Raw genomic sequence first — 12,911 nt, 5'->3', positions numbered from 1 at the left:
TGTCGTTCTCCAGGTAGGGAACGCGACGCGATTGCCGAGCAGCATCTCATCGACGCTCGAGCCCAGCAGGTCGTGCGGGCGCGAGAGCATCGTCAGCGTCACCGTGCGCTGGTCGGGGTGGCCCTGGTCGATTCGGCCGACGATCAGCTCGCGGATGAACTGCGCCGGGCAGGCCGAGCCTGGGGGAGTGCCGACCGATCGCCGGTCGAGACGGGTCGCACGACCCACCAGACGATCGCGATCCATAGTGAGGACAGCAGGATCGAGCCGATGATGTCGGTGGGGTGGTGGGCTCCGGCATAGAGTCGCTGCGCCGCTACCAGCGCCGGAATCAGGAGTGCCGCGGCGGCGAAGACCCGGTACTGCCATCGGCGTGTGGTGGCCCACACCAGCGCGGCGGTGCCGGCGTAGAGCGTCAGTGCGGCGGCGACGTGCCCGGAAGGGAAACTGGCCGTGGGGGGAAGGTCGGGATTGAGGTGTGCGACCCGGGGCCGGTCCCGGTCGACGATCGCAGCGGTGGTGAGGAATAGCGTGATCTCGCCCAGCAGCGCCATGCCGAGGAACAGCGCCGGTCGCCAGCTGCGCGCGATGCCCACCGCGAGTGCTGCGACGATCAGAGCGACCGTGATGATCGCGATGGTATTTCCGATCTCGCCGAACACATCGAGGATCGACGTGAGCGTGGAATTACGGTGCTCGGCGAGAATCTCCACGACGCGGTGATCCCACCCCAGGGCAGCGGTGTCGGTGTCCAAGGTGCGCACCAGCATGCCGATTCCCACCAGCCCACCGACAAGCAGGACCCACGCGACCGCGAGCTCGCCGATCCCTTGCCATGGGTGCGGCAGCGTGGGCGGATGCTGAACCGGGACCGGTCGCAAGTCGTCTTCCTCGGCCGGGGCGACGTCGCCGGGTAGGGGGCCGGTGCTGTCGATCCGGGCGTCGCGACGCCATCGGTGAAAGGCGACCGTTGCCAGTACGAGCCACAATGTGCCGAGCAACCAGCCGCCGAGGACATCGGTGAGGTAGTGCGCGCCGAGCGCTATCCGGCTCACCCCGATGGCGATCACGATCCCCGCTGCGAACACGGTCGCCGCGCGGCGTGCGCCCGCCCGCCAGGTGGGCGTGAAGACCAGCAGCACAACGCCGTAACACACCAGTGAACTCATCGCGTGTCCGCTGGGAAAGCTCCAACCGTCGGTGGTGTAGACGGGCTCGTCCACCACCGGACGTAACCGTGCGACAAGCTCTTTGACGACCGGGTTGAGGATCAGGCCGCCCGCTGCGGTGAGCACCACGTAGACGGCAAGTCGGGGGAGACGGCGCAGCAGCAGCCAGATGGTGGCGACGGTCAGCACCACAACCAGCGTGCTGGTCGCTCCGAGTTCGGTGATGCCGGTGACTATGCTTTGCAGGGCCTTGCTATCCGCCACCACGGCGACCAGGTGGTCGGTGACCGTTTGATCTGCGGTCTGCATCGGTTCCCACCGCGTCCGGACCAGTGCGGTGAGCACCCCGAACCCGATACCGATGCCCATAGCGCCGAGTAACGCCGCGGCACTGCGGACAGCGAATCGTTCGGCGGCCTCGGCCTCGCTGTGATGCGCGACGACGGAGCTGTCAGCGCCTGTAGCGACATCCCCGTCGCGTTGGTCGACAGACAATGCAACACCTCCTGCGATCATGCGGCATCGCCGACCAGCGAGAACCGCGACAGGCCACCAGTGAACTCCGGTTGCCGGATACCGTTGTTGTCCAAGGTTTCCCGTTACAGGCGGTCGCAATCAATCGAGAAATCACTAGCGCGATCCCCGCGGTCGTGGGCAAGATCTGGCCTGCGGAGCTGATCGCATCGGTGATCAGCGATTTCTTCGTGCCAGGGCTGGCAGGGTGGGAGCGGGGATCGCGGGGCACGCTCATTCTCTGCCCCTCGGGCCGAATTTCTGATAACAGCCGGATCGCCGAGCCCGCGACCGGATCGGCAGTCGGATTCGTGGTGTGCTGGGGGATGGCGATGCCCGTGAAGGGATCTTCGCATACGTTGATATGCGCACCGTCGACTACATGCCGGGGCGATCCTGAGACCGAGCGCAAGATGGGAGAACGTATGACTGTCGAGTTCCCGCATCTCGACCTGTCCGCTGACGAGGTACTGACCACGACCCGGTCGGTGCGCAAACGTCTCGACCTGGATCGGCCGGTGCCGCTGGAGGTGGTCACCGACGCATTGGAGGTGGCGCTCCAGGCGCCGTCGGGCAGTAACCTGCAAGGCTGGCATTGGATCGTGCTGACCGATCCCGAGCCCAAGAAGATCGTGGCGGAGTACTACCGCAAGTCCTACACCGCCTACGCTGCGGCGGGTGCGGCCGTGCGGCAGGCGAAGCCGCCGAAGGACGCCGATACCGCGGAGAAGGTGGCTTCGAGTGCGACCTATCTGGCGGAGGTGATGGAGCAGGTACCGGTGCTGGTGATCGGTGCGATCCATGTTCCGGGTGGGCAGATGCCGGAGGGGAACCAGGCCGGTCTGTGGGGTTCGCTGCTCCCCGCCGCCTGGAGCTTCGCGCTCGCACTGCGTGAGCGCGGCCTCGGGTCTGCGTGGACCTCACTGCATCTGGAGTACGAACGAGAGGTCGCCGAGGCGCTGGGAGTTCCCCCGAGTATTCGGCAGGGCGTGCTCTTGCCTGTTGCCTACACGAAGGGCACCGACTTCAAGCTCGCCAAACGCGCCCCGCTCGACACAGTACTGCACGTCAACAAATGGTAGTGCTGAGCCGATTCGCCCGCAGCTTCATCTACGCCGGCGGTCGAGAAGCTCCACCTGGCAGCGGCGGGTAGATAGGTCTGTCTTTCTGGACTGCGCAACACGTTCACTCTTGCGGTCTCGGTCCGCTGATCTGACGCTGTTCGGCTGTGTGCTCGATGGTGTTGCCGAACCCTTCGAATCGATCTCCGCCGAGAGCATGCCTTCAGGTTGATCGCAGAGTCCGGTGACCGAAGCCGACGCTGAGGATTGGAGAGAGGTCGTCACCGTACCGGGCCGCAGTCAGCTACTTCGGCGGCGTTGACCTCGACGCTGTTGACTTCGACGACCCTGGTTGGTTCGAAAGAGTCGGGGTATGCCGGAAACGACAGTTCATCCTTGCGACGAGAGGTCAAACTATGCCCGAGCACGGTAACGGAGTTCGCGAAGGCGTCGAAGGCGTCGTCGAAGACGTCAAAGGCAAGGCCAAAGAAGCCGCCGGTGCGCTTACCGGCGACGACAACCTCAAAGACGAGGGTCGGGCCCAGCAGGACAAGGCCGAGTCCCAGCGCGAGGCTGCTAGCAAGGAAGCCGCTGCGGAGAAAGCACGCGCTGAAGCCGACATCGATGAGGCGCGCCAAGCAGCGCATCAGCGCGACCGCTGATTTGGGCTGCTGACACGGTGGGAGGGGCTCGGACGAATTCGTCCGAGCCCCTCCCAACTCTTCCATGCGTGTCCTGCCGAGAGTAGTGACGGGGCCCTTCATCCTCCCGAATGGTCTACGCTAGCAGCCTCATTCGGGGTCAGAATGTCAGAGCTGCGCCGGTCATGGGTGTGGCGAGTCTGGGGGTCGGTGCCTGAAGTCGTGGCTGCGGCGGTCGCGGTAGGCGCAGTGGCGGGGTTTCCGATATCGCTGGTCAAGCGGTGGCCGATGCCTACCGGAAACCGAAGGATCTGGTTTCGAGCCATGTTGGTCCATCGAGTATGGAATCTACAGAGCGCCAACTCAATTCGTTCGCCCGTGTGCTGTGCTACTCGAGGATTTACAGCACGTAGGCGCCGAGAGTGATCAGAGGTTGCTGGCTGCTGCACAGACGTCGTCGATTCCGAAGGTGACGGTCTCGTCGGCCTAGGAGGTGCCGTCGAAGTCATCAGCAAGGCTGACAATGACTTTGTGCGCCATAGGGATCCATTTTCGTTCGAGTACAGAGGTTCTACCGATCGTCGTAGCCAGCGCGGACCATCCCAATCGGGGCATACTGGACTCCCATCCCCAAGCGACGGCTCGGGGGCAACGCAGTTAGCGGCGCCCGCGAGTACGATGACCGTCCCTCGTTCGGAGTCGGTCACATACACATTCTGAGTGCGTGGATCTACGGCAATGCCTTGCGGCTTGCCGCCGACATCAACCGTTGCGACGACCGTGTTCGACGTGGTGTCGATCATCGAGATGGTGTGGTCTTCGCGATTGGCGACGTATGCCGTGTTCGACGCGGTATCGAGAGCCAGGTGTGCCGCGTCGCGACCGACCTTCACCGTGGCCCTCAGTGTCCGGGAACGGATGTCGATCGCGTGGACGCTACCGGTCTCGCGGCTGGCCACGTAGGCAATGTGTCGGTGGGTGCCGATGACGATTCCGTGCGGTCGGGTCAGTGCGTCACGGCGTCGGCGGAGCGGTCACCGAAGGGATGTCGCCAGGTGCGGCGTGCGCTCGCACTACGCGGTGTCTTCGCGAGCACGGTCCCCTTCTCCTTCGGTTCGGCCGAAGGACGGAAGGCCCGCTTGCTCGTGCCGGTGCGACGGGCGAGCCGAAGATCGGCCTTGGTCTGACGCAGGCGCTGCGACGAACGGTGCGCGCCGGCGGTGAGCAGGACCAGGCCGAGCATGCCGAGGGCTCCGAGCACGACTGCCCACAGGAACAACGTGCCCGACGTTGCGGTGATGTGGTAGCCGAGCAGGCTGAAGTCGTCGCTGAGCGTGTGGGCGGGTCCGCTGTTGCTCAGCACGCCCGCCGTGCCGATCACCACCGCGGCGATGAGCAGGACCAGGCCGAGGAAAACAATCATGACAGTCTCCGAATCCGGTTACACCGGTATACGTGTGGCGCCGCCCGCCCGCCCGCCGGTCGCGTGCGAGTCGAGCCGATGAGCGGACCGACGATCGTGATGCCACGGTGCACAGCGACCCGGCGTCACCGCCCTTCACTCCGTGGAATACCCCGATCCGAGCGGGCGACGCAGCTGCCGGGGCGCGATCGTCGAGATGTCACCGCTGGCGACCGGAAGGCCGGATACCGAAAGCCTCACCGCGGGTCCGCGATTCGGGGTGGTACCGGCAGGGTGGGGTCGGCGAACCGCCGCAGCACGAGTACCGCGAAGTGCCCGTTCAGCTCGAGCCCCTCGCAGCTGATGCTCAGCTTCGCCGCGCGGCACGGCGACGACCTGCGCACGTTGCTGCTCATAGCACCGGGCCGAGTGAAGACCGATCTGGGCGGCCCCAGCGCACGCCTGAACATCGACGAGTCCATGCCACGCTATGGGTGCGGGCTCGGAAAACGCCTTACAGAAACCTCACACTTTTGACCGGAATCAACGCGAATCCATGGGAATCGTTGATAACGGTCGTTTCGGGAGAAAGTCTGGTGCTGAGCATTATTGGGCACTGATGGCTAGGTTCTGGACAATTGGAACCCGCGCCAGGTGGTCGCAGGTTCAAATCCTGTCAAGCCTGAAGGGGCAGCCCATCTGAGATGGGTCAGCGCTGTTGTCGACCATCATGCTGAAATGCGGGCGCTCCTGATCGTCCCGGCCGAAGCTGCGTAGTCGCTCGGGTTGTTCGTTTCGTCGCGGCTGGGCGTGAAGGCCGTATGAGGTCGTCCTCGGTCTACGCCGTGGGATCGACATCTGTTTCGCGAGGTTCGGCTATAGCGGCCTGTTGGCGAGGTTGGTGAGGAGATGCAGCAATGCGCGAGCCGCGGCAGGTGTGAGGTCGGGCGGATTCGCCGGGACGATGACTTCGAGCTCTCGCGGTTTCGTGCTGGCGTCCCGGAGGGTGGTGTTCGTCGGTGGAGAGTCCTGGGGCAGGTCCGGCTTCTGCATTGGGTCCACCTTCAGAAGTGGTGACCAAGCAAGGGTTGCCGGAGGTGTGCTTGATCGGTTGGTGTCTTCCGGGGCCGATACGCTGTGAACGCCAACCATTAGCTTGTATCAAGCCTGTGCGCGGCCGATTACCCAATCGCGAACGCCCTGCATTCGTTACGAGCGCGGGGCGTTCGGCGTTCCGATAATTGAGGTCAGTGGTTGGCGTACTCTACGGTCGTGCCGCATCGAAGAACCAAGAACTATTGTGGTCGTGAGCCCTGCGTTCAAAGCCGACTTCGTCACAGCGGTTGAGGACATCGTGGCGAAGTATCCGGTCCTCGGCAAGACGCTGGGCACTCAGGTCCGCTGATGTGGTCCGTGTCAATCCCGATGTCTCGAAATCCAATTGCCGTGGAACCCATTGGGCACTCGAACCGGAAGCCGGACCTCAGCGACCGGCCCGCTGCTCAGGGTCGGCGGCATCGATGGTCGCCAGATGGCTGGTGTCGCCGAGGGTCCAACCGGTGTGTGCTATTTGGATTCCAGCCGTCCCAGCGGGTGGGGTGCGCCCAGCAGGGTCTGAGCTGTGGTCCAGTCGCTGTGGTCGATGCCGGTGATGTGGCGCAGGTAGGCGAGGGTGACCTGTTGGACGAGCGTGACGCGGTCGGGGCTCTCGTCGGTGGTCTCGGTGACCTTCTCGCCGGAGATGCCGCCGAGGAAGTGTTGGCCGCCGAAGACGGTGAGCAGGCTTTTGTTGCCTCGGCTCAGTGTGTAGGGGTCGGTTGTCCAGGCAGGTCCTCGGGTGGACAGGGGGAGGTCGTCGTCGTCGCCGGCGACCACGAGGCCGGGGGCGGTGATGTGGGAGAAGTCCTGTGCTCGGAGCCAGGGGAGATGTTCGTGAGCGAAGGGTGTGAGTTCGGCACCGCCGTGTCCTGCGGTGGCCAGCTGGATACTGGCCGCGATTCGCGGGTCGGAAAGGTCCTCGGCGCGGCCGGTCTGCGGATCGGTGACGCGCAACCCCACCAGGATTCCCGCGGTCTGGCCACCGAAGGAATGTCCGACGGCGACGATCCGGTCGCGGTCGACCCGCCCCCGCAACCCGGGCACTGCTGCTTCCAGCGCACCGAGGTCGTCGAGAATTCGTTTCATGTCCTGCACGCGGTAACGCCACAGTTGTGGCTTGCGTGGGTCGTTCGTAGCGAGGGTGATCCGTGTCGAGTCCAGGTGTGTAGCTTGGACCACGACGAAGCCATGGGAGCTCCAGTGATCAACGAGCGGCGCGTAGCCGTCGAGGCTCGAGCCGAATCCGTGAGCGAACAATACGATCGGCAGATCTGAGCCGGTCACTGGTGCGGAGACTCGTACCTGCAGGTTCACCCCGCGGTCGGGTGTGAGCAGTATTAGCGGCTTGACTGTGACGACCGGTGTCGGGGTGGGATCGGTGAGGCCGGTGGCGGGGTGAGGGATCATGTGGGAGTCACCTTTCGGCCGGGATGCTGCATGCACCCGTAGCCCGTGGTTTGTGTGCGCGGTCGTCCTACTGTGAGGACGTGCCTGGATGAGGGGCGCATCGACTACGCTAAAACCTGACGTAGGTGTCAGGGTCAAGTAGTTGCGGCACGGATCACTCGAAGGTTCGAATGCGTATTGGAGAACTCGCTCGCCGGACCGGCGTCTCTGCCCGCGCCCTGCGGTATTACGAACAGCAGAATCTGCTCCGGGCCCAACGGAGCCCCGGCGGCCAGCGTCACTTCCCTGAAACTGCCGTTGACCAGGTTCTTCTGATCCAGCAATTGTATGCGGCGGGATTGTCCAGTCGAACGATCGGCGAGCTCACACCACACGTTGTGGACGGCCGAGCCACCCCAGCGCTCCTCGACCGCCTAGGTGTGGAGCGCGATCAGCTGCGCCAGACCATTGAACGACTGGCCCGCACTCAACTACGCCTGGATTCGGTGATTGACGCTGTTGCGGCGAATGTGAACACCGGTGAGGTGTGCAGCCGGGACACCAGCGCGTAGCCGTGGGCATGGCCGGATGGCGTCGTTGGTCAGCTCGACCGGTTGGTCCGCGTGAACCGGCGCTCCCGGCGAGATGTGGTCTCTGGCACCACCTACTGCTGCGTTCGCCCGCGGTCATCGAGTACCTGCAACCTTTGACCGGAATCAATACGAATTTCTGGGAATCGTTGAGAACTGTCGGTTTGCGAATTTACTGGCGCTGAGCAGTATTGGCCACTGATGGTACGGTCCGGACAACTGGAACGCGCGCCAAGTGGTCGCAGGTTCAAATCCTGTCAGCCCGACAGTGAAAACCCTCTCTGACCTGGGTCGGAGGGGGGTTTTGCTTTTTCGGAGATTTGACGTTTTTCGGCCAGATCCCACAGAAACCCCACGTTTTTGAACTCCACGACCTGCGGAAAGCGTGGGAGTGGCCAGCGTCGCAGCGCCCGTCGGCGTGTTCAGCAGCATTCGTTTCACCCTTGCGCGGATGGGTTCATTGGTCTGGAGGCGAACCGCGCGCCATGCACGCCCCAGAGCTTCAGTAAACCGAGGTCGATGTCGGCAAAGAGTGTCCGGACCCCGGCCGCGGATCCGAACCGTCCAGACACTGAACTACGTCCAGGCACCAGCGCCGCGCTCCACGAGAGTCGTCGGCGGCTAGAGATCAGCGGTTCGGCGGCTGGGTTCCGTTCGAATCAGGCCGGACCGCAGTGGAAGCTGTCGGTGGCGGCTGTGTCCCCTTGGCCGGTATATCGGGAAATCAGTGGGTAGCGGCACAGTTCACGGACGAGGGGCTGGCCTGTCGCATTCGTTAACGTGGCGGTCAGGGTGTCCGGCGCCTTGCCGTTTTCGACCCAGGCCACCAGCGCCGCGAGGTCATCGGCCTTGCCGCCGCTGAGGCCGCAGTGTGTGGTGCCGGGGGCGAGGAACAGGCGGTAGAAGTCGTCGACCTTGTCGGCGCCGCCCATCTTGTCCTCGACGCGCTTGCGGTAGTCGACCGTGCCCGGTGTGGGGATCAACTGATCGGCGTCACCGTGCACGGTGAGGAGTTTGCCGCCTGCGTCGCGGAACGCGGACAGGTCTTCTTCGCGAGAGCCGATGACCGTGTCGTACTCCGCTCGTGCGCGCTGGAAGATGTCTTCGAACTGTCGTGTGGTGAGCTTGGAAGTGTCGAAGGTCGGCTGCTTCTCGACAAACGTCGATACCCACGCGGCGGGAACAGGGAACGGCGCCCCATGCGTACCGCTGGCGTCGGTAGTGACCGCGGCGAGGTAGTCGAAGGCCGCGCCGATCGGGAGCCCGTACCAGAGCTGTTCACCTGAGGAACTTCGAGGACCCTCCCAGATCTTGCGCACTACATCGGCTTCGGCGGCCGTGATGGTCGATTCTTTGCCATCGCAGACGATCTTGGTTCCGATCAGAGCGTGGGGGTCGTACTCGCAGCGCTGCAAGGCGCTGACCAGGCCGTCAGCGACGCCGTCGAGAATGTCGCACGCCGCGACAGCGGCACGGGTGAAGGCACCGAACGTGCAGGGCGTCGGGTAGGTATGCGCCTCGTTCATCACCACCTGCGGCCACAAGGTGGCGACCTCGAACTGGTTCCAATTGATGGCGGGCGCGTTCGCGAGGATGCCGTCGAAGTCGTCGGGGTGGCGCTGAGCTTCCACGTAGCCTTGGCGGCCACCGGTCGAGCAGCCGTTCCAGTACGAGTACGGCGCAGCGGTGCCGTAAACCTCTGCAGTGACCTGCTTTCCGATGATCGCCAACTCGTGCTGGGAGCGTTCGGCGAAGTTCGTCAGTAGTGCGGTGTCGACCTGGCCCGAGCTGTTGAGAGCCCAACTGGTATCCAAGGCCTCGCCCACGCCCGCGTTGGTGGTGGCGGCCGCATATCCCTGCTTGATCGCGGTGGCCAAGCCCGCACCATTGTCGCCGGCGGCATAGGCGCTGCCGCCGAGTGCTTGGAAGCGGCCGTTCCAGCCGGCCTCGGGTAACCAGACTTCCACCTTCGCGTGGTCGCCGTCGCCGGGATGGGTCAGCGTGACCGTCACCCGACAGTGTGCCGGCACGTCGGGGACCGGGAAGTTGCCCAGTGGTGGTTGTCCGGGCACCGAGAACGTGCCAGCCGACTGACTGACCGCCGTCACCGATTCGATCTCGGCGCCCGTAGGCGCCGGGACGTCAACGCCCTGACATTCGGCGGTCGCGGATCCGGCAGCAGTCTGCTCGCCCGCACCGTCCCACAAGCTGATCGGTACATACACCGCGGCCGCGGCGACCAGCGGGACACCGACCACTGCGGCAACGACGAGTCGTCGTTTCATGATTCTCCTCGGGTGAAGCGGAATGACCGCTCAACCCTCGCGTCCACGCCACCGGTCACACATCCGTCATCTGACGCTCTGCCCGACGTTCGAGGTTCTCCGACAGCGAAATCCCTCGTCGGCCGGACTGGGCAACTGTGGTGCGGCCGCCGAGCCCGGAGGCAGGGTGACATCGGCGAGATCGTGGCGGCCGTCGGTGTCCTCCGGCGCGGTGAGAACGGTCATCTGCAGATGCTTGCCCAGAACGCACCGGCGGTCCGGTGCGGCAGCGGGCGGGCGAGGGAAAACAGTCACGAGTCCTTTCGAAGGATGCGGTGCTCGGCGTGAGCTGACCGAAGTCTGTCTTCGTGCGGGATCGGCAGCATCCGTTAGCTGACGCTGTCGTCGGCTTACGTCGAAACCAGCGTCAGGTGACGGATGTGGCACCGGTACATGGCAGGCGACAGTGGGATCGCACACCTTGTATCCACCTGCATGGAGGGTGAAAGCCTATGTTCAACAACGGATATAGCCTTCGGCGACGAGCTGCCCGGGTCGGCACGGCGCTCGCGGCCGGCACCGCGGGCGCCTGCCTCGTCGTTGCCTGCACCGCTGACACCGTCACCCGCGCCGATCCCATCGCCGACGCGCCGAGACCGACGATCGTCCTCGAGCGCTGCGCCTTTGTCGGCTGGTCGAGCGGCGGGACCGATCTCTCCATCCAACAGGGCAAGTTCCACGCGGTTTCTGCCACGCGCTGAACCGAAACCCAACCACCACAGGAGAACACGATCATGGATATGAAACTCGAAGTCGTCGTACTGCCCGTCGCGGACGTCGACCGCGCCAAGGCGTTCTATACCGAACAACTCGGATTCCGCCTCGACGCGGACTTCACTGTCGACGATGGCTACCGCGTCGTCCAGGTGACCCCGCCCGGCTCCGAATGCTCGCTCATCTTCGGCATCGGTGTCGCCGTCGGCGCACCAGGGACCCTGCACGGCCTGCACCTCATCGTCACCGACATCGACAAGGCCGTCGCTGAACTCACCGATCGCGGCCTCACCGTCGACGGTCCGTTCCGGGACGCGACCGGCGTCTTCCACCACGCCGGAACCACCGACCGCGTCGCGGGCGCCCACCCGGAGCGCCGCAGTTACGGTTCCTTCGCCGCGTTTCACGATCCGGATGGCAACAGTTGGTTCCTGCAAGAAATCACCCAGCGGGCACCTGGTCGCTGACCACCGGCCGACGGAAACACATCATGTCTGACAACAGCATCCAGCACTACGACGTCATCGTCCTCGGCGCCGGGCCGGTGGGGGAGAACGTCGCCGGCCGCACCAGCGCCGCCGGTCTCAGCACCGTCATCATCGAGTCCGAACTGGTCGGTGGCGAATGTTCGTATTGGGCGTGCGAACCCAGCAAGGCACTGCTGAGACCCGCGTTGCTCCACGCCGAGGCCGCGCTATTTCCTGGTGTGCGGGCCGCGATGACCGGGTCGCTCGATGTCAACGAGGTCTTGAAACACCGTGACCGCATGGCAGCGGACTGGAACGACCAGAGTCAGGTCGAATGGCTCGAATCCGCCGGTATCACGCTTCTTCGCGGTCACGGGGAACTCGATGGAGTCCGGCGGGTGACGGTCAGGACACCCAGCGGTGACACGGTCCGATTGCGTGCCCGGCACGCGGTCGCGGTCTGCACCGGTAGCCGCGCGGCCATGCCCGCGCTGCTGGGGCTGGACGCGGTGCGGCCGTGGACCAGCCGCGAGGCCACCAGTGCGCGAGAGGTGCCGCGTCGGCTCGCCGTTCTCGGCGCCGGGGTCGTCGCCGTCGAAATGGCCACGGCCTGGCGGGCTCTCGGCTCCGAGGTCACGGTGATCGCCCGGGAGCAACGCCTCCTCAGCAGAGTCGAATCGTTCGCCGCGGACCTGGTGGCCGACAAGCTTCGAGCAGCAGGCGTGGACCTGCGATTCGGCACAGGCATCGTGACCGCCGAACGAGCGGGCTGCCCCGACGACTGTGTTCACCTCGGCCTGGCCGACGGCACCCGGATCGTCGTCGACGAGCTGCTGCTCGCGACCGGGCGCGCACCCCGCACCGACGACATCGGGCTGGAGACAGTCGGTCTGAACTCGGGGGAGTGGCTCAACACCGATGACACTTTTACCGTCACCGCGGTCGACGACGAATGGCTCTACGCCGTCGGCGATGTCAACCACCGGGCGTTGCTCACCCATCAGGGTAAGTACCAGGCGCGGATCGCCGGCGCGGTCATCGCCGATCGCGCAGCAGGCCACGACCTCGACACCTCGCCATGGGGGCCGCACACCGGGACCGCTGATCTCGTCGCCGTCCCGCAGGTCGTTTTCACCGATCCGGAGATCGCGGCCGTCGGCCTCACCACCGAGGATGCCGCCATGCAAGGCCGTACGGTCGACGTCATCGACTACGAAATCGGCCGGGTCGCGGGAGCTCTTCAACACGATCCGGACTATCGTGGCCGGGCCCGGATCCTGATCGATCCTGCGCGCGAGACGATTGTCGGGGCCACCTTCGTCGGTGCGGGGGTGGCCGAGCTGTTGCATTCGGCCACCATCGCCATCACCGCGGAGGTGACCCTGGACCGGCTCTGGCACGCGGTGCCGGCGTTCCCCACGATCAGCGAGGTGTGGCTGCGGCTACTCGAGACCTATCGGGACCAGCCCTGGCCCCGGACGGGGCTCCTACCGAGGTCAGAGGCGTAGCAGCACAGACGAATCCGCCGGCCACGAGAGTTCGTGGC

14 protein-coding genes are annotated in these 12,911 nt (G+C 65.0%); 6 read left to right on the top strand and 8 right to left on the bottom strand.

The window, feature by feature from the left end; genetic code table 11:
• Window positions 1-143: 143 nt before the first annotated feature.
• On the bottom strand, window positions 144-1,664 hold the full coding sequence (locus tag ACFULV_RS07450) for a phosphatase PAP2 family protein (RefSeq protein ID WP_378654142.1): 1,521 nt from the start codon (window positions 1,662-1,664) through the stop codon (window positions 144-146).
• A 443-nt stretch (window positions 1,665-2,107) separates the two neighbouring features.
• Between ACFULV_RS07450 and ACFULV_RS07445 the strand changes: the two genes are divergently transcribed.
• Together ACFULV_RS07445 and ACFULV_RS07440 are read left to right on the top strand one after the other, a co-directional pair.
• Window positions 2,108-2,764: a nitroreductase family protein gene (locus ACFULV_RS07445; protein WP_056817616.1), complete on the top strand. Its 657-nt coding sequence runs from the start codon at window positions 2,108-2,110 to the stop codon at window positions 2,762-2,764.
• Window positions 2,765-3,159: 395 nt separating this feature from the next.
• On the top strand, window positions 3,160-3,405 hold the full coding sequence (locus ACFULV_RS07440) for a CsbD family protein (RefSeq protein ID WP_378654138.1): 246 nt from the start codon (window positions 3,160-3,162) through the stop codon (window positions 3,403-3,405).
• Window positions 3,406-3,503: 98 nt separating this feature from the next.
• Here ACFULV_RS07440 and ACFULV_RS07435 read toward each other — a convergent pair whose 3' ends face one another.
• The 5 genes from ACFULV_RS07435 to ACFULV_RS07415 form a co-directional block, all read right to left on the bottom strand.
• Window positions 3,504-4,277 (bottom strand): YncE family protein, encoded by a 774-nt coding sequence (locus ACFULV_RS07435; RefSeq protein ID WP_378654889.1) that lies wholly within the window; start codon window positions 4,275-4,277, stop codon window positions 3,504-3,506.
• Between the two features lie 113 nt (window positions 4,278-4,390).
• A complete protein-coding gene (locus ACFULV_RS07430) occupies window positions 4,391-4,807 on the bottom strand; it encodes a hypothetical protein (RefSeq protein WP_378654135.1) in 417 nt (138 codons plus the stop codon).
• 236 nt (window positions 4,808-5,043) lie between these two features.
• Complete coding sequence (locus ACFULV_RS07425) at window positions 5,044-5,202, bottom strand: hypothetical protein (protein WP_378654132.1); 159 nt, start codon at window positions 5,200-5,202, stop codon at window positions 5,044-5,046.
• Between the two features lie 460 nt (window positions 5,203-5,662).
• Window positions 5,663-5,839 carry a hypothetical protein gene (locus ACFULV_RS07420; protein ID WP_378654129.1) on the bottom strand — a complete coding sequence of 59 codons (177 nt, stop codon included), beginning with the start codon at window positions 5,837-5,839 and terminating at the stop codon, window positions 5,663-5,665.
• Between the two features lie 513 nt (window positions 5,840-6,352).
• On the bottom strand, window positions 6,353-7,291 hold the full coding sequence (locus ACFULV_RS07415) for an alpha/beta hydrolase family protein (protein WP_378654126.1): 939 nt from the start codon (window positions 7,289-7,291) through the stop codon (window positions 6,353-6,355).
• Window positions 7,292-7,461: 170 nt separating this feature from the next.
• Between ACFULV_RS07415 and ACFULV_RS07410 the strand changes: the two genes are divergently transcribed.
• Entirely contained in the window at window positions 7,462-7,842 is a 381-nt protein-coding gene (locus ACFULV_RS07410) for a MerR family transcriptional regulator (RefSeq protein WP_378654123.1), read from the top strand.
• A 677-nt stretch (window positions 7,843-8,519) separates the two neighbouring features.
• Here ACFULV_RS07410 and ACFULV_RS07405 read toward each other — a convergent pair.
• Complete coding sequence (locus ACFULV_RS07405; protein WP_378654120.1) at window positions 8,520-10,145, bottom strand: tannase/feruloyl esterase family alpha/beta hydrolase; 1,626 nt, start codon at window positions 10,143-10,145, stop codon at window positions 8,520-8,522.
• Between the two features lie 66 nt (window positions 10,146-10,211).
• A complete protein-coding gene (locus ACFULV_RS07400; protein ID WP_378654117.1) occupies window positions 10,212-10,439 on the bottom strand; it encodes a hypothetical protein in 228 nt (75 codons plus the stop codon).
• Between the two features lie 197 nt (window positions 10,440-10,636).
• Here ACFULV_RS07400 and ACFULV_RS07395 point away from each other — a divergent pair, with 197 nt between their 5' ends.
• Genes ACFULV_RS07395 through ACFULV_RS07385 form a run of 3 tightly spaced genes read left to right on the top strand, consistent with a single transcriptional unit; the run spans window position 10,637 to window position 12,873 of the window.
• On the top strand, window positions 10,637-10,885 hold the full coding sequence (locus tag ACFULV_RS07395) for a hypothetical protein (protein WP_378654115.1): 249 nt from the start codon (window positions 10,637-10,639) through the stop codon (window positions 10,883-10,885).
• Between the two features lie 39 nt (window positions 10,886-10,924).
• The gene (locus ACFULV_RS07390; RefSeq protein ID WP_378654113.1) at window positions 10,925-11,365 is read left to right on the top strand and encodes a VOC family protein; all 441 of its coding nucleotides are present in this window, start codon (window positions 10,925-10,927) and stop codon (window positions 11,363-11,365) included.
• Window positions 11,366-11,388: 23 nt separating this feature from the next.
• Window positions 11,389-12,873 (top strand): dihydrolipoyl dehydrogenase family protein, encoded by a 1,485-nt coding sequence (locus ACFULV_RS07385; RefSeq protein ID WP_378654110.1) that lies wholly within the window; start codon window positions 11,389-11,391, stop codon window positions 12,871-12,873.
• Window positions 12,874-12,911: the final 38 nt, after the last annotated feature.

It is taken from the genome of Nocardia sp. NPDC057272 (assembly GCF_042668615.1).
Classification (GTDB): domain Bacteria; phylum Actinomycetota; class Actinomycetes; order Mycobacteriales; family Mycobacteriaceae; genus Nocardia.
Note: the sequence above shows the minus strand (reverse complement) of the source record. Positions and strands in the feature narration are given on the sequence as shown.

What these genes read in the sequence shown, in the direction of transcription:
- ACFULV_RS07445 (WP_056817616.1), top strand. Translation starts at nt 2,108, where the DNA reads ATGACTGTCGAGTTCCCGCATCTCGACCTGTCCGCTGACGAGGTACTG.
- ACFULV_RS07440 (WP_378654138.1), top strand. Translation starts at nt 3,160, where the DNA reads ATGCCCGAGCACGGTAACGGAGTTCGCGAAGGCGTCGAAGGCGTCGTC.
- ACFULV_RS07430 (WP_378654135.1), bottom strand. Translation starts at nt 4,807, where the DNA reads ATGATTGTTTTCCTCGGCCTGGTCCTGCTCATCGCCGCGGTGGTGATC.
- ACFULV_RS07425 (WP_378654132.1), bottom strand. Translation starts at nt 5,202, where the DNA reads ATGAGCAGCAACGTGCGCAGGTCGTCGCCGTGCCGCGCGGCGAAGCTG.
- ACFULV_RS07420 (WP_378654129.1), bottom strand. Translation starts at nt 5,839, where the DNA reads ATGCAGAAGCCGGACCTGCCCCAGGACTCTCCACCGACGAACACCACC.
- ACFULV_RS07415 (WP_378654126.1), bottom strand. Translation starts at nt 7,291, where the DNA reads ATGATCCCTCACCCCGCCACCGGCCTCACCGATCCCACCCCGACACCG.
- ACFULV_RS07410 (WP_378654123.1), top strand. Translation starts at nt 7,462, where the DNA reads ATGCGTATTGGAGAACTCGCTCGCCGGACCGGCGTCTCTGCCCGCGCC.
- ACFULV_RS07405 (WP_378654120.1), bottom strand. Translation starts at nt 10,145, where the DNA reads ATGAAACGACGACTCGTCGTTGCCGCAGTGGTCGGTGTCCCGCTGGTC.
- ACFULV_RS07395 (WP_378654115.1), top strand. Translation starts at nt 10,637, where the DNA reads ATGTTCAACAACGGATATAGCCTTCGGCGACGAGCTGCCCGGGTCGGC.
- ACFULV_RS07390 (WP_378654113.1), top strand. Translation starts at nt 10,925, where the DNA reads ATGAAACTCGAAGTCGTCGTACTGCCCGTCGCGGACGTCGACCGCGCC.
- ACFULV_RS07385 (WP_378654110.1), top strand. Translation starts at nt 11,389, where the DNA reads ATGTCTGACAACAGCATCCAGCACTACGACGTCATCGTCCTCGGCGCC.